This window comes from Bradyrhizobium sp. 45, from assembly GCF_023073155.1.
GTDB lineage: Bacteria > Pseudomonadota > Alphaproteobacteria > Rhizobiales > Xanthobacteraceae > Bradyrhizobium > Bradyrhizobium canariense_D.
Map to the genome: position 1 here is coordinate 1 of NZ_JADPIX010000109.1, position 24,919 is coordinate 24,919.

The following is a 24,919-nucleotide window of genomic DNA, read 5'->3' on the forward strand; positions in this document are numbered from 1 at the left end:
CCTGCTCCGTGCCTCCGAGCAGCTCAAGGGCCTGCGCACCAAGAACGACGACCAGAAGACCGGCGTCGAGATCGTGCGCAAGGCGCTCTCCGCGCCCGCTCGCCAGATCGCGATCAACGCCGGTGAAGATGGCTCCGTGATCGTCGGCAAGGTCCTTGAGAACAAGTCGTACGCCTACGGCTTCGACTCCCAGACCGGCGAATATGTTGACCTCGTCAAGAAGGGCATCATCGACCCGACCAAGGTGGTCCGTACCGCGATCCAGAACGCAGCCTCGGTTGCGGCGCTCTTGATCACCACGGAAGCCATGGTCGCCGAGTTGCCCAAGAAGGGCGGCTCCGGTCCGGCGATGCCCCCGGGCGGCGGCATGGGCGGCATGGATTTCTGATCCAGCCATTCCGGCAAACGACAAAATGCGAAACCCCGGCAGCGATGCCGGGGTTTTGTTTTTCTTCGGTGGTCCCATCCCGGAGCAGCGCGGAGCCCGGAATGACAGTGGGGCTTCACCACACCTTCCCCAGCCGCTCCATGTGCGGTTCGCCGTGCTGGTCGAGCGACCAGAATATCCGCGTCACCTTGCCGACCAGATTGTCCATCGGCACGAATCCGATCGACGACATCACGAGGCTGTCACTCGAGTTGTCGCGATTGTCGCCGAGCACGAAGAAATGGCCCGGCGGCACGGTGTAGACGTCGGTGTTGTCGTAGTAGCCGTTGTCGACACAGTCCTGCGTCACGTAGGACGCGCCGTTCGGCAGCGTCTCGCGCCAGCGCTTGGCCTTCGCACCGTCATCCACGCCGCAGGTGGAGCCGGCGAATGCCTGCTTCAGAGCGACGCGCGTCACCGGGCGGTCATTGAGGATGAGTTGGCCCTGCCGCATCTGGATGCGATCACTGGGCAGCCCGACCACGCGCTTGACATAGTCGACCGCGGTGTCCTTTGGCGTCCGGAACACGACGACGTCACCATACTCGGGATCGGTGGCCCGGAAACGCCCGGAGATCCACGACGGCGCGAAGGGAAACGAATAACGGCCATAGCCATAGGCATATTTTGCAGCAAAGACGTAGTCGCCGACGACCAGCGTCGGCGTCATCGAGCCGGAAGGGATGTTGAACGGCTGAAACAGGAAGATGCGAAACAGGAACGGCGGCGACCACAGCACCGGAATCAGGAGGATCAGGATGACGATCGCCTTCCATTCCCGCACTTTGGCCTGCGGGTGGATGGTTTCCTGAAGAGTGGTCATGCGCCTGCCCTGATCAAGCCCGTAGTCGTCGCGAGATTACGCAACCCTCGCGCGTACGCAATCCCATAACTTGGTCGCGCCGCGCGCGGATCGCGTTCACGGGTCGCAATCAACCGCGCGCGAGATCGCTGAAGCAGCGGCGGATCCATTCGATGGTGAGCCGCGTCGCCGGATCGCGCTTGAGATGGTTCTGCACCAGCAGCCAGACGTCGCGGCGCCCAGGCAGCAGCGTGGCGCGCAGGCGGCGATCGCCGAGTAAGTCCGCGCAGACATGCTCCGGCAACACGCCGGCGGCCTGATGCGCGCGGATCAGGTTACGGATGACGCGAACGTTGTCGGTAACGCAGCGCGCGTGGGCTTGCTTCATACGCAGGAATTGCATCTCGGGAATGGCACCGAGTTCGTCCGGATAGGCGCACAGCACCGGCTCGCCTTCGGTCGTGACAGGCTCAAAATAATAGAGCTTGACGTCACCGAGCCTGGAGATCGCGAAGTCGCCCTTGTCGGGCTTGCGCAGCCGGATAGCGAGATCGGCTTCCCAGCGCGAGAACTTGACGTTCTCGCTCGAGGTGAGGAATTGCAGCGTCAGGCCGGAATTGGCGCGCAGGAAGTCGCTCGCGCGCGGCGACAGAACCTCCTCGGCAACCGTGTTGGTGGAGGCGATACGCAGGCGTCCCACCGGGCCTGCAAGACTCTCGCCGACGCGACCGATCTCGGCGGCATGTGCGGCCATCGCCTCGACATGCGCCAGCACCGCCTCGCAACTCCGCGTCGGCCGGCGCTGGCCGTCCACCGCATCGAACAGCGGCACGCCGAGATCGCGCTGGATGCGCGCGAGCCTGCGGCCGACGGTGGTCTCGTCGATGCGCAGCCGCGCGCTGGCGCCGGCATAGGTGCCCTCGTCCCTGACCGCGGCGATGATGCGCAGATCGTCCCAGTTCATGGCGATGAGCCTAGCAGGCACGACGGGCTCCTGCAAATTTGCAGCCATATGCTGCAATAGTCCTGCACATTGGCAGGCCGCCGCCGCGCTACTGTGGCGCCATCCGATATGCCTTAGGAAGGCCCGACCCGCATGACCGCCCCAAAAACCCTGCTTGAATTGTCCGGCGCCGATCTCACTCCGCCCAGGCTCGCCGATTCCTGCCTCGTGCTAATCGACATCCAGAACGAATATTGCGCCGGGCCGCTCGCCTTGCCGGACGCGGAGCCCGCAATCGCCGCCGCCGCGCGCCTGCTCGCCCGCGCGAGGGCGAGCGGCGCTGCGATCTTCCATATCGCGCACAAGGGACGTGCCGGCAGCCTGTTCGACCGCGAAGCCGCGCGCGGCGCGATCGTCAGGAACGTGGCGCCGCTCGCCAGCGAAGCCGTGATCGAAAAAGCGCTGCCGAACGCTTTTGCCGGCACCGACCTGCAAGTCCGGCTGGCCGCAACCGGACGCACGAACATCGTGCTGGCCGGTTTCATGACCCATATGTGCATCAGCTCGACCACCCGCGCCGCGCTCGACCTCGGCCTGCGCACGACGATCGCAGCCGATGCCTGCGCCACACGCGATCTTCCCGACGGCCGCGGCGGAGCGCTCTCCGCAAGGATCATCCACGAGGTCGCCCTGGCCGAATTGTCGGACCGGTTTGCGATCATCGCACAAACCGAGACGTTGACCTGAAGGAGCGTAGGCGATGCTGCAACTCTATTTCTCACCGATGGCCTGCTCGCTTGCGAGCCGCATCGCGCTGATGGAAGCGGGCATCGAGGCCCGCTATCATCCGGTCCATCTCCAGACCAAGCAGGTCGTGGACGACGGCAGCGATTTCCTCGGCGTTTCCCCAAAGGGCGCGGTGCCGGTCCTGGTGCTGGAGAATGGCGAACGGCTGACCGAAAGCGCCGCGGTGCTGCAATACATCGCCGACCTAAAGCCGCAGGCGGGCCTTGCACCCGCCTTCGGAAATCCCGACCGGTATCGGCTCCAGGAATGGCTCAGTTTCGTCGGGGCCGAGATCCACAAGGCGTTCCTGTTTCCAACCTTCTGGTACAAGGACGACGCCTCGCTCGCCAAGCCGCGTGCAAGAATAGCGCAGACATTATCGATGCCTGCCGCGCATCTGACGGACCGCGAATTCCTCGTCGGCGACAGCTTCACCGTCGCGGATGCCCATCTCACCTGGGCTTTGCTGTTGCTCCGTCCCGCGGGAATCGACGTCGCGCAATGGCCATCGTTGTCGGCCTATCTCGCGCGCATGCAGGCGCGACCGGCCGTGCGGGACGCGATTGCGACCGAAATGGCCGTCCGCATGACGATGGCGGCGAGCCCGGCGTGACAGGATGTCACGGCCGGGAAATCTGAGCGGTGCTCCGGCAGGGCATTGATGTCGGCGCGGCATGCGCTAATCTGGAGGGATATTTTTCGACATTTCCTTGGAAGGCATTCATGCGTGCTCTTTCCAGATTTTGCCCGGCCGGACTTTGCCTTGCCCTCCTGGTCTGCTGGCTTTCCGTTGCGCCGGCATCGGCGGAAACCCGCGTCGCCCTGGTGATCGGCAATGGCGCCTATGCCAGTACGGCGCAGCTTCCCAACCCGTCGCACGATGCCGAAGACGTCGCCGCCTCGCTCAAGCGCAGCGGCTTCGAGGTGCTCCAGGGCATCGACCTGCGCCAAGCTGACATGCAGGACCTCACCATCCGCTTCGCGCGCGCCGCGAGCAAAGCCGACGTCGCCATGTTCTACTACAGCGGCCATGCGATGCAGTACAACGGCGTGAACTATCTGATGCCTGTCGATGCCGTGCTGAGCGACGAAGCCGACCTGAAGCGCTTCCTGCGGGTGGACGACATCGTGAACGACCTGCAGCAGGCCAAGAACCTGCGCATCCTCATCCTCGATTCCTGCCGCGACAATCCGCTGGCCGAAACCTTGAAACGCTCCGCCGGCATGACGCGCGGCGCCTCGATCGGGCGGGGCCTGTCGAAAGTCGAAGCACCGCGCGGCACGATCGTGTCGTTCTCAACCCAGTCCGGGCAGACGGCGGCCGATGGCAGCGGCCGCAACAGCCCCTATACGACGGCGTTCCTGAAGCACATCGAGGAGCCGCAGGAGATCGGCGAAGTCTTTCGCGACATCAGCAGCGACGTCTACGATTCCAGCGGCAAGACCCAACTCCCGGAGCTGTCGCTGTCGATCATCGGCAAGTTCTACCTGAACGGACCGGTGTCGGTCACGGTGGCGCCGGCGGCGCCACAAGCCGCGCCCCGGGCTGACCCTTGCGCAGCAGCAGAAGCACACTGGAAGGCTGCCGACGGCATCGGCACGCTGGGCGCTTTCGAGGATCACCTCGCGAGATTCCCGAATTGCATCTTCGCCACGCTCGCCAAAGCTCGGATCGAGGGGCTGAAGCAGAAGGTGGCGCTCGCGCCGCCAGGCAACGGCCGGAGCGGCGGAAGCAAGGATTTTGACGGCAGCTGGGACGTGACGTTGAACTGCTTGGCCACCGGCAAGGCGCAGGGCTTCACCAGACCTCTGGTCGCCACCGTCACGAACGGCGTGCTTCATGCCGAGGCGCAGGGTCCGGGCAACAACATCAACCGGCTCGAGATCGACGGCCAGATCCCGGCGGACGGCAAGACCACCTTGAGCGCGCGCGGCACGACGGGAGCGAGCGCGTACACGCTGAACAATCTCGCGCCCGGCTCGCCCTACGCCTTTACCGTCGATGCGCAGTTCGATCGCACCCGCGGCACCGGCAAGCGCAACGAGGCGCGGGCCTGCAATCTGGTTTTCGTCAAACGCTAGCTGCGCATTCCCGGCCGGTCACACGCCCGTCTGGCTGATGAACTTGGTGTTGAAATAACCCTCCATCGCCTCGGTGCCGCCCTCCGAGCCGTAGCCGGAATCCTTGATGCCGCCGAACGGCACTTCGGGCAGCGCCAGACCAAAACTGTTGATCGACATCATGCCGGCTTCGACGGCCGAACCGATCGCGGCCGCCGTCTTGGTCGAGCTTGTGAAGGCGTAGGACGCCAGCCCGAACGGCAAGCGGTTGGCCTCCTCGACAACTTCGTCGAAGGATGAGAAGCGCGAAATCAGCGCGAGCGGGCCGAACGGCTCCTCGTTCATGGCGCGCGCATCCTTCGGCACGTCGCTCACTACGGTCGGCTCGAAGAAATGGCCCTTGTTGCCGACGCGTTTACCGCCGGTCTCGAGCTTTGCACCCTTGCCGACGGCATCCTGCACCATGCCCTCAATGGCGGTGACGCGGCGCGGATTGGCGAGCGAGCCCATTTTGGAGTCGGGATCGAGGCCGTTGCCGACCTTGAACGACTTGGCGCTGTCGACAAATGTGTCGACGAATTCACGGAACACGTCATCCTGGACCAGCATCCGCGTCGGCGAGATGCAAACCTGCCCGGCATTGCGATATTTTGCCGCCGCCAGAATTTTCGCGGCCGATGCGACGTCGGCGTCCTTGAAAACGATCGCCGGCGCATGACCGCCGAGCTCCATGGTGGCACGCTTCATGTGCAGGCCCGCGAGCGCATTGAGCTGCTTGCCGACATGGGTCGAGCCCGTGAACGAGATCTTGCGGATCACCGGATGCGGAATGAGATATTCCGAGATCTCCGAGGGAATACCGTATACAAGGTTGATGACGCCATCGGGCACGCCAGCGTCCGCAAACGCGCGGATCAGCTGTGCGGGCGAGGCCGGCGTCTCCTCCGGGGCCTTGACGATGATCGAGCAGCCGGCGCCGAGTGCGGCGGAGAGCTTGCGCACGACCTGATTGATCGGAAAGTTCCAGGGCGTGAACGCCGCAACCGGGCCGACCGGCTCCTTGATCGCGAGCTGGTAGATGCCCGGCCCACGCGCAGGGATCAGGCGGCCATAGGCGCGTTTGGCTTCCTCCGCAAACCACTCGATCACGTCGGCGGCAGCCATCGCCTCCATCTTGGCCTCGCCAAGAGTCTTGCCCTGTTCCATCGTGAGCAGCGGCGCAATCTCGTCATTGCGCTCGCGCATGATCGCGGCCGCCTTGCGCATGATGCGGCAGCGCTCGAAGGGAGCAACGTTTCGCCAGATCTTGGACCCGGCGCTGGCTGCGGCGAGTGCCTCGTCGAGGTCGGACCGTCCGGCATGGGCGACCGTGCCGATCACCTCTTCAGTCGCGGGATTGCGGACCTCGATCACCTTGCCCGAATGGGCCGGTCGCCATTTGCCGCCAATGAAAAGCTGGGTGTTCGAATAGGCCAACGGATTCTCCTGTGGTCGCTTTTTTCTGCGTTAGGTCGGGATGGGAATAGCTCGGTGACAAATCGCGTCCGCCGCCTTTGTCATCTCCGGCCCCAGATAGGAGCGGAAGCGTGGCTCGGCGACCAGAGCGCCGAAATCGGCCATGCGTGTCACCCCACCGCCGGCCACAAAGAGGAATCGCCCGGCGATCTCGGCAAGGATGTCGAGGTGCCAGGCCGCCGTCGGATGCATGCAGAGAACGACCAGCCGCCCCTCGTCGCGCAGCTTGCGGAAGAAATCGAGCATGAAGCCGATATAGCCATCCTGCAGGTTGAACTGCGGTTCGTCGAACAGGTGAACCAGCGGCGTCCGGGTTGGCGACGGCGCCAGGAAGGCGGACGGAATGCGCTTCCGGAAGCGCCTAACCTGATAGGATTGGTGATAGTGGATCGCGAGCCGGTCGCGCTCGCGATATTTGACACCATGGATATCGGTGCCCGCGACCAGCACGCGCCCGGAGGTCGGGGCGTTCGAGCCCGTCATCATCTCGAACAAGGTCGTCTTGCCGGCGCCATTCGGGCCGACGACACCGACGATATCAGGTTCGTCCAGCGACAGGTTTGCCTGTAGCGTGAATGTCGGTCGGCGGATCACGCGGCCCCGTGTATAGACCTTTCGAACGTCGTCGAGAACGAGCAGCGGTGCGGCCACTTATTGTACTCCCAGCAAGCGCTGACGAAGCCCGCGGTCATCGCGCAAGGCCGCGGCCTCCCCGGTCCAGACGATCCGGCCGCGATCGATCACCGCGGCATGGTCTGCGACCGACAGCGCGATCTCGGCGTTCTGCTCCACGACCAGCGAGGCAATACCCTCATCCTTCATGCGCAGGATCGTCGCAAGCACGTCGCCGACGATTTTCGGCGCCAGTCCCTGGCTCGGCTCGTCGAACAGCACCAGTCCCGGCGAGCCGACCAGCGCGCGGGCGATCGCCACCATCTGCATTTCGCCGCCCGACAGGTTTTCGCAGTCGCGCTCCATGAGATATTCGAGCGGTGAGAAGATCGCAGCGGCCTCCTTGACGCTCCAGTGGCGAAAGCGCGTGCGCTTTTGCGCGATCGACAGGTTGCGCGCAACCGTCAATGTCGGACACAGCCGGCGGTCGTCGGGTACCCAGCCGATGCCGGCGCGCGCAATCTCGTGGGTCGGATCGCGCGTGACGTCGTGACCGTCGAAACAAACGGAGCCGCGGCGCGGACGCGTCAGCCCCAGAATCGAGCGGAGCATGGTCGTCTTGCCGGCGCCGTTAGGGCCGAGCAGCGCAAACACCTTGGCGTGCTCGATGGCAAGCGAGGCGCCGAACAGCGCCTGGGTCTCGCCGTAAAAGGTATCGACCGCGTCCACTTCGAGGATCATGCGAACTTCCCGAGATTGGAGCGCCGCACCCATTCGTTCTGCTGCAGTTCGTGTGGCGTTCCGCGCGCCACCACCTGGCCCCAATGGATGACCGAGATCCGGTCAGCCAACGAGAACAGGAACTCCATATCGTGCTCGATCGCGACGATGGTCAGCCGCCCCTTCAGGCGAGCAATCAGGGCTGCGAGCCGGTGCACCCCGTCGGAGCCGAGGCCGGAGGTCGGCTCGTCCAGGCACACCACCCGGGGCGCCTGCGCCAGGGCGACCGCGATCTCCAGCGCGCGCCGGTCGCCATAGGACAGGTCCTTGGCGCGGATGTCGCCTTTGTCGGCAAGCCCGACTGCCGCCAGCGATTCAGAGGCCTTCGCGGCAAGCCGGCTGTCGCCCGCCGCTGCGCGCGCGACATCGTGGCCACGGGCGCGAAACTCGGGCAAGCCCATCATGACGTTGTCACGCGCGGAGAATTCGTCGAACAGTGTCATGATCTGAAACGAGCGGGCGATGCCCTTGGCGGCGATGCGGTGCGGGCTGAGGCCCGTGACATCCTCGCCGGCGAGCAGGACTCGACCACGATTCGGTTTCACCCGGCCGGTGAGGACATTGAAGAACGTGGTTTTGCCGGCACCGTTCGGGCCCATCACACCGTGAAACTCGCCCTCCGCGACCGCGAGATCGACGCTCTCCAGCACGACGCGGTCGCCGAAGCGGACATGAACGGCCGCGGCTTCGATCATGTTCATCGCCCGCTCCCGAACAGCAGCCGCATCGCCGAGGTACCGCGCTGCCGTAAGGCGCCGAGTGAGTGCTGCTGCACGGCAGCGGATATCGCGCCGGCAATGCCTTCGGGGCGAAACAGCACGATGGCGATGAAGAGCAGACCAAAATAGAGCATCCAGGCATTGGTCAGCGCACCGATCACGTCTCGGGCGGTGAGGAAGAGAAATACGCCAATCACCGGACCCCAGAAGCTGACGAGGCCACCGCCGACGAGCGTCATCATCACGACGTAGCCGGATTGATGCAGGCTCATGACGTCGGGGAATGCGGCGAGCTGCGCCATGGCGAACAATCCGCCGGCAAACCCCGAGACGGCGGCCGACAGCGCAAAGATCGAGACTTTGTAGAGCCACACATTATAGCCGAGATGGCTCGCGCGAATTTCGCTCTGCCTGATCGCAGCGACCACGCGGCCATAGGGCGAGTGCACCAGCCTCCACAATGCGGCGGTGCCGACCGCAAAGACGGCGAGCACGAAATAGTAGAACGCGACATTGTCGTTGAGATCGAACGACACAAGCCCGAAATCGGCCGGCAACCGTTTGATCTTGAGAAGGCCGTCTTCGCCGCCGGTGATCCGGTGCGATTTTATCGCCAACGTCCAGAAGATCTGGCCGAAGGCAATCGTCATGAAGGCATAATAGATGCCGCGCCTGTGCGAGATGAACAGCGCCACCAGCACGCCGGCGAGACCTGCCGCCGCGGCCGCGGCAATCAGGCATATCCAGAGATTGGCGACGATGTCGAACTGACAGAGACCGAACGCGTAGGCGCCGATGCCGAAATAGGCACCATGACCGAACGACGGAAGTCCGGCGGTGCCCAGCACCAGGTTGAATGCGAGCGCATAGAGCGACCAGATCAGGATCTCGATCCCGAGATAGGGATAGAGCCCGATCCGCGTGATCCAGAGCGGCACCGTTGCAAGCACGAGCCAGAGCACCAGCATCGTCGGCGTCACGAGGCGCGCAGCGTCCGGTGAAGATTTTGGTCCCACAATCATTCCCTTTAGGCCTCGAGCACGCTTTTTTTGCCCCAGAGGCCGCGCGCGCGGAACGTCACGACGGCCACGAGCAAGATGTACATCGACAACAGCGACCATTCGGACGCGTAGGCGCCGGCAAGGCCGACACACAGTCCGACCAAAAGACCCGCCACGACCGCACCCCAAAAGCTGCCGACGCCCCCGAGCACGATCACCAGGAACGCAGGAATGACCGCATCGACGCCCATATGCGGGCGAATGCCCCAGATCGGCGCGACGATGATGCCCGCGATCGCGGCCAGCATCGTGCCGAACACGAAGACCAGCATCCGCAACCGCGACAGGTTGATGCCGAGCGCGCGAACGATCTCGCTGTCATGCGCGCCGGCCTTGACCGTCGCACCGAACGAGGTCTTTTCGATCAACAGCCAGACCAGGCCGATGACCCCGGCCGCGATGCCCGCTGCGTAGAAGCGATAGGTCGACCAGATCAGGTCGCCGAACAGGAAGCCGCCGTTGATGGCGGACGGCACCTGCAGCACGTAGTCGCGCGTGCCCCACACCAGGCGGATCATCTCTTCGATCACCATCGCGGCGCCGAAGGTCAGGAGCAGCCCGTAGAGCGGATCCTTGCCGTAAGTGCGCCGCATGCAGAGCTCGATCAGCATGCCGACCAGACTCACGATCACGGGAGCAATGATCAACGTCGCCGCATAGCGCCAGCCGAGCGGCAGCGCGAGCCACGCTTTCGCAAGTTCCATCGGCAATGGAGGGCGCGGCCCCGTGAGCTGCATGGCGACATAAGCCCCGAGCGCGAACAGGGAGCCGTGCGCGAGGTTGATCTGCTCCATCAGCCCGACGATGAGCATGAAGCCGAGTGCGATCAGCGCGAACAACAGGCCGAGCGTCAGGCCGTTGAGGAGATGCGGAAGAAGGTCGAACAAGGTTCTTGGCTCTCGCAACTGGCATGTGTCATCCGGGAGGCTGACGGTCCCGGAGGCGCGCCGCTCGTTCTGCGATGTGACGCACCGTCTCTAGGAGTCGACGGTCGGCACCTGCTCGTAGGGGGTGAGCTTGCACTTGCCGGGTGCCGCATCATCGGCGGCCGATTTCGGCTCCGTCCAGCTGATGATCTCGAACAGATCGGCATTGTCGACCGGCTTGGCGTTGCGCCGCGCCAGATAGATCGTCTGCTGCATCTGGTGCGTCATCGGATCCATGTAGGCGTCGAAATGCTGCATGCGATCGGTCGCCGAGACCTTCAGGTTCTCGAGCTCCTTGATGATCTTGACGTTGTTGGTCGACCCTGCCCGCTCGATCGCACGGAGCAGTTCGCGCGTGGACATGTAGCCGTTGTAGGAGACGTTGCCCGGCACCGGGATCGGGCCGTCCTTGTTGGCGGCCTGCCACTTCTTGACGAATTCGGCGACGCCGGGCAGCGGCAGCTTGTGATACCAAGTGGTGCCGAACACGCCGAACAGGCTGTCAGGCGCACCCCATACGTCGGGCCAGTCCTGCTGGTTGTTGATCCAGGCCGGCTTGCCGTCGAGCTTGAGCTGCGCCACCTGCTCGCGCAATGCCTTGATATCGTCGCCGCCAACGGCGGTCGCCACAACATCGGGCTTGGCCTGCTGGATCTTCAGCAGATAGGCAGTAAAGTCGCGCGTGTTCTGCGGCACCAGCAGATTGTCGAGGATCTTGCCACCGGCGCTCTCGACCTGCGTCCTGGTCGCGGCAGACGTCGTGTGACCCCAGACATAGTCGTTGGTCAGCAGCATCCAGTTCTTGCCGATGGAGTCCACCGCGTTCTTGACCGACGCCTTGGAAAAATTGGTGCCGTTGCCGTCCCATACGAATTTCACGCGCGAGCAGTTCTCCCCGGCTTCGCTGGGCGCGGAGGAATTGGTGTTCATGTAGATCACACCATATTTGCTGGCGACCTGTGTGATGGCGTTGGCGACGCCCGAATGCAGCGCGCCGATCAGGATGGTGCAGTCCTCGCGAGTGATGAAACGTTCCGCGACGCGGCTGCCCGTAGCTGGCGTCGTCTCGGTGTCCGCCGTGATGAAAGTGACCTGGCGCCCAAGTACGCCACCTTTGGCGTTGATCTCGTCGATCGCCATCTTGATGCCGCGGAAATCATCCTGGCCGCTGTTGCCGTATTGACCGCTGGCATCGCACGTCAGGCCCAGCTTGATCGGTTTCGCGCCTTGCGCCCAGGCATGATTCTGCCTCCACGGCCCAAAGAAGCTGCCGGCGCCGCCGATGACGCTCGCCATCAAGCTGCCCTTCAGAACGCTTCGCCGTGAGATCTGACGCCCTCTCATCGTGTCCTCCCGTTTCCGAAGTCTTTTGCTTCTTGTGGGATTAGAATATTCATTCCATATATTATGTAAAGTAGAATATTTGATCCAAATGGTGAAATGCCGTTAAACAGGCGGCCGATCCGGAGATCCGACTCGATGAACAAGGCGGCTGGCGCCATGACTTATGACGAACTGCGCGGCGCGATCGCGCAGCGGCACCGGGCACTGTCCGGCCGGCTGCAGCAGATCGCGGAGTTCGTGCTCGATCACCCGACCGATGTCGCACTCGGCACCGTGGCGGAGGTGGCGCAGCGCTCAGGGGTGCCGCCGTCGGCGATCGTTCGCTTCGCGCATGCGCTCGGGTTCGGCGGCTTCACCGAGATGCAGCAGGTGTTCCGCTCCCGTCTCGTCGCCGGCGTCGCGCCAAGCTACAAGGCGCGCCTCGCCCGCATGAAGAGCCAGGAGAAGTCAGTGCTCGGCCGCCAGCCGGCCGCGGTCTTGTCGCGTTTCGTGTCCGAAGCGCAATCATCGCTGGTCACGCTCAGCCAATCCGTCCATGCGCGCGAACTCGACGCCGCAACCGCGATCCTTGCCAAGGCACGTGACATCTATCTGCTCGGCCTGGGCGGCTCGTTCCCGGTTGCGATCCACCTCGCCTACGTGCTGCGCAAGCTCGGACGGCGCGTCGTCCTGCTCGACGGCCTTGGCGGCAGCATCCACGAGCAGTCGCACGCGGCGACATCAGACGACGCGCTGGTCGCGATCAGCTTCCGAAATTACTATCCGGATACGGCGCGCTTGTTTCCCGAACTCGTCGCGCGGGGCGTGCCCACGATTTCCATCACCGACAGCCTTTTGAGCCCGATCGTCGAGGGCGCGAGCGTCGTGTTCGAGATCCAGGACATGCCTGAGCCCGCGCTGCGTACGCTTGTCGCACCGATGTGCCTCGTGCAGGCGTTGGCGATCGGCCTCGACCTCGCCGCAGACTGACATTCACAACAGGAACAAGATCATGACATCGCATGACACCAACAAGCTTCTGGCAGGCAAAGTTGCACTGGTGACCGGCGCGGGGCGCGGGCTCGGCCGCGCTTTTGCAGAGAAGCTTGCCGCGCTCGGCGCTGACGTCGCCATCCACGGCATGCGCGAGAACGGGCCGGCCGAGTATGGCGAGGGCACCACCCTCACCGCGGTCGCCGTCGAGATCGGCCGCGGCGTTCGCAGCCAGCGCGTGCTCGGCGATCTCACCAAGGGCGAGGACATCGCACGCGTCATCGCGGAGACCGAAGCGGCACTCGGCCCGATCGACATTCTCGTGCACAATGCCGGGGGCGATATCGCGGCCGGCGGCGGCAAGCCCGATCCGAACGATGCGGTGAATATCAAGGAGGCCGACGTGCGCGCGGTGCTGGAGCGCAATCTGCTCTCCACCATCCTGACATGCCAGGCGGTCGCGCGCGGCATGATGGAGCGCCGACGAGGCCGCATCGTGACGCTTGGCTCCGTCGCCGCTTTCAAGGGACGTACCCAAGGCTCGATCTATGCGGTCTCGAAGGCCGGCGTGACCCATTACACGCGATGCCTGGCCGACCAGCTCCGCCCCTACGACGTCGCCGTCAACTGCATCGCGCCCGGAGATACCCGCACCGGCCGCTTCCTCGGAACGCGTGCAGTCGACCCCGACAGAATGGTCGAGACCGGCACGCTCGACCGGATCGCAACCGTCGACGAGGTCGCGCGCGTTGTCGAATTCTTCGCAGGGCCCATGGGCGCCTTCGTTTCCGGTCAGGTGCTGCGGATCGACGGCGGCGGGCAGTGCTGGCCGGGCTAAAACGCACGCGCGAAGCGAAACAGAAAAGGGCCGCTGCAAGCGGCCCTTTGCGTGATCTCGAATTGACTGAGCCTAGTCCACGCGCGCCAGCACCGCGAGCTTGCGGATGCCCTTGTTGCGGTAGGCGTCGAGGAACGCGTAATAATCCTTGAACGACACGCAGCCGTTGGAATCGCCGTTGGGCCCGAGCATGAAGGTATGCGCGAGCAGGCCGTCGCGGCCGTAGATCGCGCTCTCACCGCCAATCGGGGTCAGGCGCAGCGCAGGCACGCCGTGAAACAGCGCCTCGCGCGGTTTCAGCGTGTAGATATGCGGCGGCGTCACACCGCGCATGCGGACGCGCGAGGAGCGCGGGTCGTCGAGGTTGGAACCGAGGCCGGAATGCGCCTCGAGCTTGGTGCCGTCGGGCAAGTAAACCGTTTTAGCGGAGATGTCGTAGACCGCGGTGTCACGCTCATAGGGCGCCGAACCGCCGAGCATGGGGTTCTGCTCCCTCGGCGCGATGGAGGCGGTCACGCTGGCGTCGGCCGAGGCATAGGCGAGCAGCCCACCGGACGGCTCGCGCTTGCCCCAGAGCTTTTCCACCATCGACTGGCGCGGTCCGGTAATCGACATCACCGCAGCCTTGGCGCGATCGGCAATCGATTTTGGCTTCGCCTCAGGCGCCGGCACGATCTCGGCCGGATCTGCCGAGGCAAGCTGCAGCGGCGCGTCAGCGCCGCGCTTGGACTTCGCAGCGTCAGCGATCTTGGCGGGACCTGGCTTCAGGACTTCCGCGACCCTCGCGATCACGCTCGGCTTCGGCGCGTCCTTGGCTTCGGCGACCTTGGTTGCGGGCGCGGCGCTGGCCGCATTCGATGTCACGCCTTGGGTCGCAGCCGCGGCAAAGCGATCGTTGAACATCTCGCGCGAGATCGGCGCTGCCACCTGCAAGCGGTCGGGCAAGAGCGCAAAGGCGTCCTTGACGGCCTCACCGGCCTCGCGCAGCGCGACCCTGGGCGCCCGCTTGATCACGGGCTCGTCGTAGCCGCTGCTGCCGACGGTCGGATAGACGCTGGCGGCAAAGATGTTGCTGTAGATGGTCCAGCCGGCGCCAAGCACGACGCAGCCGATCACGGCGGCGCCAAGCACGTTTTGGGTGGTCATTTTCCGGGAAGGCTTCCGATAGGAATTGCTCGAGAATCCTTTGGACTTTCGTGCCGCGATGCCTTGCGCAGCGATACTCGTACTCATTCGCCTTGCGTCCAGAACGGTGTCACTCGGTCCCCCTTCGAAGCGCCGCTGGTCACGATCCGGGAACAGCATCTCGCAGAGGGTCGGAGCGTCATTAAGGCCACTTTTAGTTAAATGCGGATTAAGTTCGGGCGGATGTGAGGCAACCCGTTGGGGTGTCCCATTTCGAGAAAAAAGCCCGCAGAACTACGGACTTAAGGGCGTCTGTTAACTATAATTCTCGGCGGGATTGGCGTTGCCGGCGACCGTCTCCGGCCGCATCTCTAAGGCCATCCAACCAAGTCGTTTTCGTGGTGTTCAATACCCGGAAGATAGCGGGGGAAGCGTTGCGCGAGGCTGGTGTGCAAGCACCCTCTGCTCCGCAGCCGCAGCGCGGTTGTCAGCAGCTACACCGCGCACGCGAGCAGGTGCCCTGACCGAAAGTTGATCGCACCGCACTGGAAAAGGCCGCAGCGAGAAAATAGCTACGGCAACCGGCACTTTTCAGCAGCCTCTGCGTGTGATACGGTACCGTATCAAGATCGCCTTGAACTGTGCCGAGCACGCAAACGGAGGCTGGCATGAGAGAGTTCGTGCGCGCAGGGTTTTTCGCTCTGGCGGGGTCGTTTCTGTTGATCGGACACGCGATTGCCCAGCCTGCCGCCAATGTGGGCTGCACGGCGACGCCATCTGCTGCCGGTACGCAGACCTGGCGCTGCGACAACGGCATCACGATCGTTGCCGAAAGCGGTGCCAGATTTGAACTTAAGGACGCTAACCGCGACGGACATATAGACTCGGTGGAGTTGAGCAGCAAAGCGCTGCTGGTCGAGGTGCCCAAGAAGCCCGGCGGCAATCCCTTCAAGGTGCTGACGCCGCAGGCGATCGCCGCGGTGCGCGGCACGAAATGGGCGGTCGATGTCGCAGAGGCCAAGACCTCCGTCTTCGTGGCTGACGGCCGTGTCGGCGTGAGCCGAAGGAATGGTGGGCGCAGCGTGGTATTAGACCGTGGCCAAGGCGTCGACGTGGAAGCCACAGGCCCGTTGACGGTCAAGACATGGGGCCAGCCGCGCGTCGACGCGTTGATGGCAAGACTTGGTCAGTAAGACTTGGCCAATGGTTCGGGTCACCTGGGCGCGGCGAACAGCATTTGGACGATAGAGAAATTGCAACACGACCACATGAGTAGCCGACGCGTTCAGATCCTGGTGGCACTCGTCCTCACCGCACTGTGGGGCGCGGGCATCTATGCCGGTCACGCCAACGGTCATCTGCGGTTTCTCGATCGCCTCGAGGCGACGCTGACGGATTGGCGGACGCAGGTCCGCGGCGTGCGGGTTCCGCCCGATCTCGTCACCATCGTCGCGATCGACGACACCGTCGTGAAGCGCGGCGGCAGCTATCCGCTGCCGCGCGCCGATCTCGCCCGCGTCGTCGACACCATCGTGCAGTTCAAGCCGAAGGTCGTCGCGATCGACCTGCTGCTGGTCGATCGCAGCGCTGCGATCGGCGACGCTACGCTGGCAAATACGCTGGCTACGGGTCCCATCGTCCTTGCCGCCGCAGCGATCTTCCCGTCCGCCAGCGAGACCGTGGAGACCAGCGGCCAAGGCCCCCTCGCCGCGCTGCCGCAGGCCGAGCGCTTCCTGCTGCCCTTGCCGGCGTTCGCCGATCATGCCGAGGTCGGCGTCGTCAATGTTGCGACCGGACAATCGGGCTCGCCGCTCTCGGTGCCGATGCTGTTCCGGACGAGCGACAAGGTCGAGCTGTCCTTTCCGTTGCGGGTCGCGGCGCGCGCGCTCGACAAGTCGCTGACGATCGCGCCGGACCATCTGATGCTCGGCGACCGCGCGGTGCCCACCGATGCCGACTTCGCGCTACCGATCACCTATTACGGCCCGCGCCGGACCATCCGCACCGTCAGCGCACAGAGCATCTTCGACGGCACGTTAAGTCGCGCGGCGATCGAGAACCGGATCGTCGTGATCGGGGCCTCGGTCGCCGGCGGCGGTGATTTTTACCCAACACCGTTCGATTCTCTAATGCCCGGCGTCGAAGTGGTCTCCACCGCGATCACCCATCTCGTCGCCGGGGACAGCATCGTGCGCGACCGCAAGGTCCACATCGCCGACGCGCTCATCGCGATCCTGCTGCCGGTGCTGCTGGTGGGCCTGCTCGCCTGGCGGCGCAGCGCGCTCGGCATCGTCGCCGCGGCCGCGGTGATGATCGCCTGGGCCGGGTTCAATCTGTTTGCGTTCACGCATGGCGTCTGGTTGAACGCCGCGAGCACGCTCGCCGCGGCAGTGCCGCCGGTTGCGGTCTTTGCCGGCGTGCAATTGTGGGCGGGAGGCCGCCGCACGCAATATTTTGCCGCCAAGAGCCGGTCGCTCGCGCAATTCCAGGCGCCGGCCGTGCAGGAGTGGCTGGCGCGGGATCCGAATTTCCTGTCAACACCCGTCCGGCAGGACGCAGCAATGGTCTTCATCGATCTCTCCGGCTTCACGGCGCTGAGCGAGCGGATCGATCCGGGTGAACTCCAGGACATTCTGAAGGCGTTTCACGCGCTGATCGAGAAGACCGCGGTCGATTGCGGCGGCATGATCAGCGGCTTTCTCGGTGACGGCGCCATGATCCTGTTCGGCCTGCCCGGCGCGATGCCCGACGACGCCGCACGCGCGCTGAAATGCGCGATCGACCTGCACCGCGGCGTCGAGCGCTGGATCGCGTGGTTGCCGCCAGCGATCAGGGATCAGCTCGGCTTCAAGATCGGCGCGCATTTCGGCCCGATCGTCGCCTCCCGCCTCGGCGAAAGCCATCAGCACATCACGGCGACGGGCGACACCGTCAACGTCGCGAGCCGGTTGATGGAGGTCGCTGCTAAAAACGGCGCGCGTCTCGCGCTCAGCGATACGCTGCTGGATGCGGCCGATTTCCAGGGCGCTCCCCACGGCGTTCTGTCGGGCCCCCTGCTCACGCAGGTCCGCGGCCGCTCCGGCGTCGTGAGCGTCTGGTTCTGGCGCGACCAGGACAGGCCGAACCAGGCCTCGACCAAGGCCGAGATGATCAACTGAACTTTCGTCGTCGTTCCGAGGAGAGCTACCGCGCTTCCGGCGGCGGCGAGCGGTCCAGCACGTCGCCCTTGGCGCCTTCGAGCAGATCGATGCTGTAAGTCTCGATCACGAGCGGGCCGCGCTTGCGCTGCAATTGCGCGACCTGCGTCACCTTGGCAAAGAGATCGTGGACGGCGGGATGGCCGTCAGAGCGCAGCTCGTCGACATAGATCAGTTTGCCCGCAAGCAGCTTTGGATCCGGCTCGGGCATGTTGGCCCAGCGGATGCGCTGGTTTTGCTGCGCCACGCAGCTGCCGCGCGGCAGATAGAAGGCGAGCCAGCCCGTCGTGCCGTAGTCCGGGGCAAGCACGCAGGTCGCGCCATTGCGAGCTCGCACCGCTTCGATTTCGGCAGCGAGCTCGCGCCAGCCGACGCCGACGCTACGCACGGTCGCATCGCGGCGATAGCCGGACAGCCAGCCGGTATTAGCCTGCACGATCAGCGCGGCAAACATCACGATGCCGGTGGGTGCGGCCCAGCGCAGGCAGAAATCCACCAGGCGACGCTGCCGCGGCTTCCACTGCACCAGATTGGCGGCGGCGGCCGCCGCGATGACGAAAGGCGGATAGACCGGCGCGAACCAGTTGGCCTCGACGCGGGCATGCAGCGAATGCCAGACGAAATAGGCGACGATGGTCCAGAACATCGTCTCGATCAGCACGCGCGAGGCGAGTGCGCCGGCCCGGCGCCAGGTCAGCGCGTGCAGCCCCATCGCGCCGAGGATGAACACCAGCGGGGTTGCGAACGCGATCTGCGTCGGAATCAGCTCGGCGATGAAGACCGGACGAAAATCCTCGATCCTGGCGCGCCCGAGCTGCTTTGCGAACGAGACCCATTGATGATCGGCATTCCAGAGGATCACCGGCGAGAACAACGCGAGCGCAACGAAACCGCCCAGATACGGCCAGGGCGAGAGAAACCAGTGCCGCAGTTTCGGCACGGCAGCGATCCAGATCAGGATCGCCAGCCCGAAGAACATCGCGGTGTATTTGGACAGGAGCGCCGCACCGACGGCTGCGCCGACCGCGAGCCACCAGATGCCGCGGCCGCTCTCCAGCACCTTGGCGAGAAAGAACAGCACGAAGCTGGAGGCAACCAGAAGCGGCGCATCGGGCGTGACAATCAGCGTGCCGACCGAGGCCAGCAGCGTTACATTGAGCAGGATGGCGCTGGTCGCGGCCACCCGCGCGCCGCCGATCAGGATCGCGGCGGAGCGATAGACCGCATAGCTCATCGGCAGCGCGAGCAGGATCGAGACCACGCGAACGCCGAGTTCGGTGTCGCCCGCGATCAGGGTACCGGCGCGGATGACGTAGGCAACCATCGGCGGGTGGTCGTAATATCCCCCAGCGAGGTTCTGCGACCACATCCAGTAATAGGCTTCGTCGAAGGTGATCGGCGTGACGGCGGCTGCGACGAGCCGCAAGCCGACCAGCGCAAGGATCACCAGCGCGGTATTGCGGACGATCCGCGCATCAGCCCCGCCCATCGTGAGCTATTTCTTGCGCCAGACGAACAGTCCGGACATCGCGTAGTTCCACACCACGCCCATCAGCGCCCCGGCCGCACCCGCAAGCCACCAGATCGGCTCCTGGTCGTAGACCGAGAAGGCGACGCCGACATTGGCCAGCAGGCCGACGCTGCACACGATGTAGAACGCGATCAGGCCGCGCAGCAGCGCAAAGCCCTTCAGCCGCTGGTCGCGATAGGTGAGGAAGTTGTTGAGAACGAAATTGCTGGTCATCGCGACGATGGCGCCGGAGGCCTGCGCTTCCGCGAACGGCTCCTTGAACAGCTCGAGCGATATGAACAGGGTGGTGAGATGCACCACGAGGCCGATCCCGCCGACCATCGCGAACAGCAGGAAACGTAACGAGACAGCATCGTTGGTGAACTTCGCCAGAACGAGGCCGAGAAAATCCAGCGCGACCATGGAATCGAGCTTGCTTTCGCCGTGCTGGCGCTCGCCGAACGTGTAGGGAATTTCGATGGCGCGCAAGGTGCCGTTAGCGCTTGCGACGAGGTCGAGCAGGATCTTGAAGCCGTGCACGGAAAGTTTCGGCGCCAGCTGCTCGAAGCGGTCGCGGCGAACCATGAAGAAGCCGCTCATGGGATCGGCGATCTCGACCCGCAGCGCTTTCCTGGCGAGTTCCGTTGCCAGCGCGCTGGCGCCGGCGCGCTGCTTGTTGAAGCCTTCGCTCTTGTAGCCCTCGATGTAGCGGCTGCCGACCACGAGCTCGGCCTGCCCGCTCGCGAGCAGCGACAGCATCTTCGGCAGTTGCGTCTCGTCGTGCTGGAGGTCGGCGTCGATCACGGCCGCATAGGGCGCGCTGGAGGCTAGGATGCCCTCGATGCAGGCCCCCGACAGGCCGCGGCGGCCGATACGGCGGACACAGCGCACGCGGCTATCGCGCTGGGCCAGCGCGCGCACGACGTCCCAGGTGCCATCAGGCGAATTATCGTCGACGAACACGACCTCCCAGGCGATGCCGGCCAGCACGGCCTCCAGCCGCCGGTACAGCACCGTGACATTGTCGCGTTCGTTGAAGGTCGGGACGACGACCGACAATTCGGGCGCCGGCGAAGCCTTCTGTGGGATGTCGGAGCCCGGTCTGATCGCTTCATTCATGACGGCAGCGTATATCCGCCGCGTCCTGTGCTGCCAAGAACTTGCGCCAGCAAGCCAGGGTTTCTCTGGGGGGCGGCCCCAAAAGGGGCCCAAAATGCCAACGACCCCGGAACGGCGGGCCGCGCGTACATCCGGCGCAGCCTGTGCTATTCCAAGGTCGTTCCAGCGCCGGAGTTTTTCGCTCAACGTCGCCGTTAGAAGCTAAATGGGAACGGTAACGCCGCTTTACAAGGGGCGGAAGAGGCCTTTTTCACGCGCTTACTGGTTCGGGACTTCCTTGATCACCGGCCCTCGCGGCACGGGCGCGGCAGGGGCCGCCGGCGCCGCAGCCCCGGCCGGCTCGGCCTTCGCAGGTTTGGGCGGCTTGCCGTACTGGCCGATCGGCCCAAAGACGACGGCCATCGCAAGCACGATCGCCGCGACGATCGCGCCCAAAATGCCCCCCACCGACTCAGACGACATGGAAACCCATCCCTGTTCCAGATGCGCCCAGTGATACCATGGATGAGCGCGCTGCCGGAAGGGCTTGTCGGACGCACCGGTTCAATGGGCTATTTCTGCGGCGGCTTGTGCTTGGCGAAGGCCGTCACGATGTCCTTCTGCGCCGCCTCCACCGCCCTGTTCGCGGTCGCGAGATGGGCGCCGGCATCAATATCCGGATATTGCGTGGTGAGATAATCGAGCAGTGCCACCCGGTAGTATTGTCGCTCCGACGGACAGGCTCCGGCGACGGAGCGGCCAAAATCCTGTTCCGACAGGCCCTGATTGCCGACGCGCGAATATTCCCGCGCCAGGCAATGCCAATAATCGTCGCGGCCCTGCGTGGCGAGCTTCTGCGCACCCTTGGCATCGTCATCGTCGGCCATAACTGAAGATATCATGGCAGCAGATGTCATCATGACGAGCGCCGCTCCCACCATCAGCATCCGCATCTTGTTCTCCTTTTTTCGCAGATCCTATCGCGAGCTTAGACGGGACGTCGCAACTGGCCAATCACAACTGGTTTGATTAGGATGGAGGCCCTCCTCCCGCATCCGAGATCCTCCCGTGGCCAAAGCAAAAACCGCGTCCAAAAAATCCGGCAACATCTTCATCGGCATCGGCGGCTGGACCTTCGAGCCATGGCGCGGGGTGTTCTATCCGGAGAAGCTCACGCAAGCCAAGGAGCTGTCCTACGCCGCCTCGAAGCTGACCTCGATCGAGATCAACGGGACTTATTACGGCTCGCAGAAACCGGAGAGCTTTCGCAAATGGGCGAGCGAGGTGCCTGATGGTTTCGTGTTCTCGGTGAAGGGGCCGCGCTTCGCCACCAACCGGCGCGTGCTGGCCGAGGCCGGGGATTCCATCAAGCGTTTCTATGATTCCGGCGTGCTGGAACTCGGCGATCATCTTGGGCCGGTGCTGTGGCAGTTTGCGCCGACCAAAAAATTCGACGGCGCCGATTTCGGAAAATTCCTCGAGCTGTTGCCGCGCAAGCTCGAGGGACGCGCGCTGCGCCACGTCGTCGAGGTCCGTCACGACAGTTTCTGCACGTCGGATTTCGTCGCGCTGATCCGCGAATTCGAGACGCCCGTCGTGTTCGCCGAGCACGGCAAATATCCGGCGATCGCCGACGTCGCCGGCGATTTCGTCTATGCGCGACTGCAGAAGGGCAATGACGAGATCAAGACCTGCTATCCGCCGAAGCAGCTCGATGCCTGGGCCAAGCGCTTTCAGGACTGGGCCGAGGGAAGCGAACCCGACGACCTGCCGAAGGTCGACAAGGCCAAGCCGAAGAAGGAGCCGCGCGACGTGTTCGCCTATGTCATCCACGAGGGCAAGGTGCGCGCGCCAGCCGGCGCGATGGAACTGATCGCACGGGTGAGCTGAGGTATTTCGCTAAAGGTGTCTCATGGCAAAGGCAAAAAAGCTCTTCACCATCGGCTATGAGCAGACGCCGCCGAAGGCAGTGCTCGACGAGCTGGAGCAATCCGGCGTCAAGCTCGTCGTCGACGTGCGCGCGGTGACGTCATCGCGCCGGCCCGGCTTTTCCAAGAGGCAGCTCGCCGCAGGCCTCGATGAACGCGGCATCGCCTATGTCCATCTGGCAGCGCTCGGCACGCCCAAGGAAGGCCGCCTCGCCGCCCGCAGCGGGCAATACGATGTACTGGAGAAGGTTTTCTCAAAGCACCTGAAGACGCCGGAGGCCAGGGAGCAGATGGACGAGCTCTCGGCGCTGGTGAAGAAAGCCGGTCCCGTCTGCCTGCTTTGCTACGAGCGCGACCACACCCATTGCCACCGCCAGATGATCGCGGAGATCATCGAGGAGCGCGATGGGGTAACGGTGAAGAATTTGGCGGGACGGCAGGCCTGAACGACTCTCTCCGTCATGGCCGGGCCTGTCCCGGCCATCCACGCCTTGCCACGCAGCACGAAGAACGTGGATGCCCGGGCCTTCGCCTCGCCGAAGCGGCTTCGGCCGCGCAGGCGGGACAAGCCCGGGCATGACGATGGAATAGAGAGCTAACCCTCCCCATCAAGCCTCAACGTCCCTTCCATCATCTGCACGCAGCTGCCGCCGACATGGGCGGAGACGATCTTGCCGTCCTGCTTGCGCACGCGCGTCTGCAGGATGCTGGGCCGGCCCATGTCAAAGCCCTGGCCGACCGTGAGCCTCAACTCGCCGTCGCGCCTGGGATCGAGATCGGCGAACAGCGCGGCGGCTGCGACGGTTGCGCTGCCGGTCGCGGGATCCTCGGTGAGGCCGCTGGCGCCGCGCATGAACATGCGCGCCTGGCGCTCACATGGCGCCTCCGCTGCGGGCACGTCACGGGTATAAAACCACACCGAGCGGGCGCCATCGCGTGGCAATATCTTGCCATAGGCCGCGGCATCCGGCCGGGCCCGCTTCAGCGCCTCGCGCGAATGCAGCTCCAGCACGAGAAACGCGTTTCCGACGGTGACGACGTGCGCTGCGTGGTTGTCGGTCTTGATGTCATCCGCGCCGAGCGAGATGCAACTCGCGGCTTCAGCAGGTGACAGTGGCGCATACCGCGCCAGCGGCTGCGGCGCGGTCAGCTCCGTTCTGACCACCCGGCCCTGCTCCCGCACGATCTCGACCGGCACGAGCCCCGCCTTCTCCTCGAACAGCAGGCGAGGTTTCGGCTCCTTCGCCAGCGACGCCAGCACGAAGGCTGTGCCGACATTGGGATGACCGGCAAAGGCGATCTCCAACACCGGCGTGAAGATGCGCACTTCGGCGTCGTTGGCCTTATCGCGCGGCGGCAGTACGAAGGTCGTCTCCGAATAGTTGAACTCGGTCGCGATCGCCTGCATCTGCTGCGTGGAGAGCCCGCCGGCATCCAGCACCACGGCGAGCTGGTTGCCGCCGAAGGCGCGGTCGGTGAACACGTCGACGGTGATGTAGCGGCGCTGCATCTTCGCTTCCTCTTCACGCAAGCGCAGCCTCGGTCGGCTGCATCGCCGGCACTCTACAAGCCGGCGACATCGCCCGTCATGCCCCAAAATAGAGTGCAATCGGAGCAATCGCGGAAGACGGATCAAAAGCGGCAGAGCGAACGTGGCGATGCGAGCACTTGCGCGCGTTCACTCTGATCGACGATCAGCCCATCGATAAATCGCCGGTTCTTCGCGTAGCTTTGCGCCTTCTCGAACTGCGTGTGCGGCCAGTCGCTGCCCCAGAGCAGTCGATCGAGGCCGTACGCGTTGCGCAGCAGCGGGTAGGCCGTCTTCGCAAAATCTTCGCCGGCCGCGCCGTTGCGATACGGCGCCGAATCTACTCGGCCTCCAGCGCGAGATCCCGCGCAGTCCGCCATCAGCGTTCGCGACGCCGGGCTGGCGGACTTCACCGGCCCGGCTTCGTCTCTGCCGCGAGTTAGTACGCGGACGCCGTGTTGGGCAGGCAAGGCGGCTGTGCGTAAGGCGCAGAGGCATACGCGCCTGCTGCCGGAGCCCTGACGCAGTCGGCCGCCACGTGAGTTGCGGCGCGGCGCGGCACGCTGTCCCGCGCCGCTGCGGCCTGGCTTTGGGTGACAGCGGCGATCAGGGCGGCTGCAACAAGGATCGATCGAGTCATTGGCTTTCTCCGGGTAACAAAGGGAAGCTGAGATTTTCGGCTTCCACCGTGCAAGACCCAAAGCTACCAAGGATATTTCATCACGCGCCTTCAACGAAACGCGAGCC

The 24,919-nt window shown here is 64.5% G+C and carries 27 protein-coding genes; 10 read left to right on the top strand and 17 right to left on the bottom strand.

The genetic code is table 11. The features are described 5' to 3' along the window. Positions 1–388, top strand: a 388-nt coding sequence (locus IVB42_RS17530) for a TCP-1/cpn60 chaperonin family protein (RefSeq protein WP_275974740.1), incomplete at its 5' end; no start/stop codon positions are given. A 115-nt stretch (positions 389–503) separates the two neighbouring features. Here IVB42_RS17530 and lepB read toward each other — a convergent pair. Continuing rightward, the gene (lepB, locus tag IVB42_RS17535) at positions 504–1,250 is read right to left on the bottom strand and encodes a signal peptidase I (RefSeq protein WP_247470669.1); all 747 of its coding nucleotides are present in this window, start codon (positions 1,248–1,250) and stop codon (positions 504–506) included. A gap of 109 nt (positions 1,251–1,359) precedes the next feature. After that, positions 1,360–2,193 carry a LysR family transcriptional regulator gene (locus IVB42_RS17540; protein WP_018455621.1) on the bottom strand — a complete coding sequence of 278 codons (834 nt, stop codon included), beginning with the start codon at positions 2,191–2,193 and terminating at the stop codon, positions 1,360–1,362. A 132-nt stretch (positions 2,194–2,325) separates the two neighbouring features. Here IVB42_RS17540 and IVB42_RS17545 point away from each other — a divergent pair, with 132 nt between their 5' ends. From IVB42_RS17545 to IVB42_RS17555, 3 genes are all read left to right on the top strand, one after another. After that, positions 2,326–2,919, top strand: coding sequence for a cysteine hydrolase family protein (locus IVB42_RS17545; RefSeq protein WP_018455620.1), 594 nt, complete (start codon positions 2,326–2,328; stop codon positions 2,917–2,919). Between the two features lie 13 nt (positions 2,920–2,932). Next, complete coding sequence (locus IVB42_RS17550) at positions 2,933–3,571, top strand: glutathione binding-like protein (protein WP_247297330.1); 639 nt, start codon at positions 2,933–2,935, stop codon at positions 3,569–3,571. A 110-nt stretch (positions 3,572–3,681) separates the two neighbouring features. Continuing rightward, positions 3,682–5,040, top strand: a complete 1,359-nt coding sequence (locus IVB42_RS17555) for a caspase family protein (protein ID WP_247470672.1) — start codon at positions 3,682–3,684, stop codon at positions 5,038–5,040. A gap of 18 nt (positions 5,041–5,058) precedes the next feature. Here IVB42_RS17555 and IVB42_RS17560 read toward each other — a convergent pair whose 3' ends face one another. From IVB42_RS17560 to IVB42_RS17590, 7 genes are all read right to left on the bottom strand, one after another. Further along, positions 5,059–6,495, bottom strand: a complete 1,437-nt coding sequence (locus IVB42_RS17560; protein ID WP_247297326.1) for an NAD-dependent succinate-semialdehyde dehydrogenase — start codon at positions 6,493–6,495, stop codon at positions 5,059–5,061. A 30-nt stretch (positions 6,496–6,525) separates the two neighbouring features. Continuing rightward, a complete protein-coding gene (locus IVB42_RS17565; protein ID WP_204511621.1) occupies positions 6,526–7,185 on the bottom strand; it encodes an ATP-binding cassette domain-containing protein in 660 nt (219 codons plus the stop codon). After that, the gene (locus IVB42_RS17570; protein ID WP_247297324.1) at positions 7,186–7,887 is read right to left on the bottom strand and encodes an ABC transporter ATP-binding protein; all 702 of its coding nucleotides are present in this window, start codon (positions 7,885–7,887) and stop codon (positions 7,186–7,188) included. Beyond that, a complete protein-coding gene (locus tag IVB42_RS17575) occupies positions 7,884–8,627 on the bottom strand; it encodes an ABC transporter ATP-binding protein (RefSeq protein WP_247297322.1) in 744 nt (247 codons plus the stop codon). The genes IVB42_RS17570 and IVB42_RS17575 overlap by 4 nt, the downstream gene beginning before the upstream one ends. Beyond that, complete coding sequence (locus tag IVB42_RS17580; RefSeq protein WP_247470675.1) at positions 8,624–9,667, bottom strand: branched-chain amino acid ABC transporter permease; 1,044 nt, start codon at positions 9,665–9,667, stop codon at positions 8,624–8,626. Before IVB42_RS17580 ends, IVB42_RS17575 begins: the two co-directional genes overlap by 4 nt. Positions 9,668–9,672: 5 nt before the next feature. Next, positions 9,673–10,593, bottom strand: a complete 921-nt coding sequence (locus IVB42_RS17585) for a branched-chain amino acid ABC transporter permease (RefSeq protein ID WP_085351081.1) — start codon at positions 10,591–10,593, stop codon at positions 9,673–9,675. Positions 10,594–10,683: 90 nt separating this feature from the next. Continuing rightward, complete coding sequence (locus IVB42_RS17590; RefSeq protein WP_247361922.1) at positions 10,684–11,976, bottom strand: ABC transporter substrate-binding protein; 1,293 nt, start codon at positions 11,974–11,976, stop codon at positions 10,684–10,686. 135 nt (positions 11,977–12,111) lie between these two features. On the opposite strand from IVB42_RS17590, the gene IVB42_RS17595 reads away from it, so the two are divergent. Both IVB42_RS17595 and IVB42_RS17600 read left to right on the top strand, forming a co-directional pair. After that, positions 12,112–12,945, top strand: a complete 834-nt coding sequence (locus IVB42_RS17595; protein WP_018455610.1) for a MurR/RpiR family transcriptional regulator — start codon at positions 12,112–12,114, stop codon at positions 12,943–12,945. A 22-nt stretch (positions 12,946–12,967) separates the two neighbouring features. Next, positions 12,968–13,786 (top strand): SDR family NAD(P)-dependent oxidoreductase, encoded by an 819-nt coding sequence (locus IVB42_RS17600; protein ID WP_247470678.1) that lies wholly within the window; start codon positions 12,968–12,970, stop codon positions 13,784–13,786. Between the two features lie 72 nt (positions 13,787–13,858). On the opposite strand, the gene IVB42_RS17605 is transcribed toward IVB42_RS17600, so the two are convergent. Then, positions 13,859–14,932 carry a DUF2778 domain-containing protein gene (locus IVB42_RS17605; RefSeq protein ID WP_018455608.1) on the bottom strand — a complete coding sequence of 358 codons (1,074 nt, stop codon included), beginning with the start codon at positions 14,930–14,932 and terminating at the stop codon, positions 13,859–13,861. A 647-nt stretch (positions 14,933–15,579) separates the two neighbouring features. On the opposite strand from IVB42_RS17605, the gene IVB42_RS17610 reads away from it, so the two are divergent. Both IVB42_RS17610 and IVB42_RS17615 read left to right on the top strand, forming a co-directional pair. Then, positions 15,580–16,104, top strand: coding sequence for a FecR domain-containing protein (locus tag IVB42_RS17610; RefSeq protein WP_026232987.1), 525 nt, complete (start codon positions 15,580–15,582; stop codon positions 16,102–16,104). Positions 16,105–16,179: 75 nt separating this feature from the next. Further along, entirely contained in the window at positions 16,180–18,069 is a 1,890-nt protein-coding gene (locus tag IVB42_RS17615; RefSeq protein ID WP_247297313.1) for an adenylate/guanylate cyclase domain-containing protein, read from the top strand. A 25-nt stretch (positions 18,070–18,094) separates the two neighbouring features. Here the strand turns inward: IVB42_RS17615 and IVB42_RS17620 are convergent, their stop codons facing one another. The 4 genes from IVB42_RS17620 to IVB42_RS17635 form a co-directional block, all read right to left on the bottom strand. Continuing rightward, complete coding sequence (locus tag IVB42_RS17620) at positions 18,095–19,597, bottom strand: glycosyltransferase family 39 protein (RefSeq protein ID WP_204511628.1); 1,503 nt, start codon at positions 19,595–19,597, stop codon at positions 18,095–18,097. A gap of 6 nt (positions 19,598–19,603) precedes the next feature. Further along, the gene (locus tag IVB42_RS17625; protein ID WP_085351076.1) at positions 19,604–20,737 is read right to left on the bottom strand and encodes a glycosyltransferase family 2 protein; all 1,134 of its coding nucleotides are present in this window, start codon (positions 20,735–20,737) and stop codon (positions 19,604–19,606) included. 258 nt (positions 20,738–20,995) lie between these two features. Beyond that, positions 20,996–21,199 (bottom strand): hypothetical protein, encoded by a 204-nt coding sequence (locus tag IVB42_RS17630; RefSeq protein WP_085351075.1) that lies wholly within the window; start codon positions 21,197–21,199, stop codon positions 20,996–20,998. A gap of 89 nt (positions 21,200–21,288) precedes the next feature. Continuing rightward, positions 21,289–21,669, bottom strand: coding sequence for a hypothetical protein (locus IVB42_RS17635; protein ID WP_247470681.1), 381 nt, complete (start codon positions 21,667–21,669; stop codon positions 21,289–21,291). 115 nt (positions 21,670–21,784) lie between these two features. Between IVB42_RS17635 and IVB42_RS17640 the strand changes: the two genes are divergently transcribed. Next, the gene (locus IVB42_RS17640; protein ID WP_085385045.1) at positions 21,785–22,606 is read left to right on the top strand and encodes a DUF72 domain-containing protein; all 822 of its coding nucleotides are present in this window, start codon (positions 21,785–21,787) and stop codon (positions 22,604–22,606) included. A gap of 22 nt (positions 22,607–22,628) precedes the next feature. Then, entirely contained in the window at positions 22,629–23,090 is a 462-nt protein-coding gene (locus IVB42_RS17645; protein WP_018455600.1) for a DUF488 domain-containing protein, read from the top strand. A 149-nt stretch (positions 23,091–23,239) separates the two neighbouring features. Here IVB42_RS17645 and IVB42_RS17650 read toward each other — a convergent pair whose 3' ends face one another. The 3 genes from IVB42_RS17650 to IVB42_RS17660 form a co-directional block, all read right to left on the bottom strand. Then, complete coding sequence (locus IVB42_RS17650) at positions 23,240–24,154, bottom strand: PhzF family phenazine biosynthesis protein (RefSeq protein ID WP_085396321.1); 915 nt, start codon at positions 24,152–24,154, stop codon at positions 23,240–23,242. 122 nt (positions 24,155–24,276) lie between these two features. Beyond that, a complete protein-coding gene (locus IVB42_RS17655) occupies positions 24,277–24,552 on the bottom strand; it encodes an amidohydrolase family protein (RefSeq protein WP_018455598.1) in 276 nt (91 codons plus the stop codon). Positions 24,553–24,611: 59 nt separating this feature from the next. Further along, positions 24,612–24,812, bottom strand: a complete 201-nt coding sequence (locus IVB42_RS17660; protein WP_247470684.1) for a hypothetical protein — start codon at positions 24,810–24,812, stop codon at positions 24,612–24,614. Positions 24,813–24,919: the final 107 nt, after the last annotated feature.

Coding starts and splice junctions, on each gene's coding strand:
- lepB (WP_247470669.1), bottom strand. CDS start 1,250: ATGACCACTCTTCAGGAAACCATCCACCCGCAGGCCAAAGTGCGGGAA.
- IVB42_RS17540 (WP_018455621.1), bottom strand. CDS start 2,193: ATGAACTGGGACGATCTGCGCATCATCGCCGCGGTCAGGGACGAGGGC.
- IVB42_RS17545 (WP_018455620.1), top strand. CDS start 2,326: ATGACCGCCCCAAAAACCCTGCTTGAATTGTCCGGCGCCGATCTCACT.
- IVB42_RS17550 (WP_247297330.1), top strand. CDS start 2,933: ATGCTGCAACTCTATTTCTCACCGATGGCCTGCTCGCTTGCGAGCCGC.
- IVB42_RS17555 (WP_247470672.1), top strand. CDS start 3,682: ATGCGTGCTCTTTCCAGATTTTGCCCGGCCGGACTTTGCCTTGCCCTC.
- IVB42_RS17570 (WP_247297324.1), bottom strand. CDS start 7,887: ATGATCCTCGAAGTGGACGCGGTCGATACCTTTTACGGCGAGACCCAG.
- IVB42_RS17575 (WP_247297322.1), bottom strand. CDS start 8,627: ATGAACATGATCGAAGCCGCGGCCGTTCATGTCCGCTTCGGCGACCGC.
- IVB42_RS17580 (WP_247470675.1), bottom strand. CDS start 9,667: ATGATTGTGGGACCAAAATCTTCACCGGACGCTGCGCGCCTCGTGACG.
- IVB42_RS17590 (WP_247361922.1), bottom strand. CDS start 11,976: ATGAGAGGGCGTCAGATCTCACGGCGAAGCGTTCTGAAGGGCAGCTTG.
- IVB42_RS17595 (WP_018455610.1), top strand. CDS start 12,112: ATGAACAAGGCGGCTGGCGCCATGACTTATGACGAACTGCGCGGCGCG.
- IVB42_RS17600 (WP_247470678.1), top strand. CDS start 12,968: ATGACATCGCATGACACCAACAAGCTTCTGGCAGGCAAAGTTGCACTG.
- IVB42_RS17605 (WP_018455608.1), bottom strand. CDS start 14,932: ATGACCACCCAAAACGTGCTTGGCGCCGCCGTGATCGGCTGCGTCGTG.
- IVB42_RS17610 (WP_026232987.1), top strand. CDS start 15,580: ATGAGAGAGTTCGTGCGCGCAGGGTTTTTCGCTCTGGCGGGGTCGTTT.
- IVB42_RS17615 (WP_247297313.1), top strand. CDS start 16,180: ATGAGTAGCCGACGCGTTCAGATCCTGGTGGCACTCGTCCTCACCGCA.
- IVB42_RS17620 (WP_204511628.1), bottom strand. CDS start 19,597: ATGGGCGGGGCTGATGCGCGGATCGTCCGCAATACCGCGCTGGTGATC.
- IVB42_RS17625 (WP_085351076.1), bottom strand. CDS start 20,737: ATGAATGAAGCGATCAGACCGGGCTCCGACATCCCACAGAAGGCTTCG.
- IVB42_RS17630 (WP_085351075.1), bottom strand. CDS start 21,199: ATGTCGTCTGAGTCGGTGGGGGGCATTTTGGGCGCGATCGTCGCGGCG.
- IVB42_RS17635 (WP_247470681.1), bottom strand. CDS start 21,669: ATGCGGATGCTGATGGTGGGAGCGGCGCTCGTCATGATGACATCTGCT.
- IVB42_RS17645 (WP_018455600.1), top strand. CDS start 22,629: ATGGCAAAGGCAAAAAAGCTCTTCACCATCGGCTATGAGCAGACGCCG.
- IVB42_RS17650 (WP_085396321.1), bottom strand. CDS start 24,154: ATGCAGCGCCGCTACATCACCGTCGACGTGTTCACCGACCGCGCCTTC.
- IVB42_RS17655 (WP_018455598.1), bottom strand. CDS start 24,552: ATGGCGGACTGCGCGGGATCTCGCGCTGGAGGCCGAGTAGATTCGGCG.
- IVB42_RS17660 (WP_247470684.1), bottom strand. CDS start 24,812: ATGACTCGATCGATCCTTGTTGCAGCCGCCCTGATCGCCGCTGTCACC.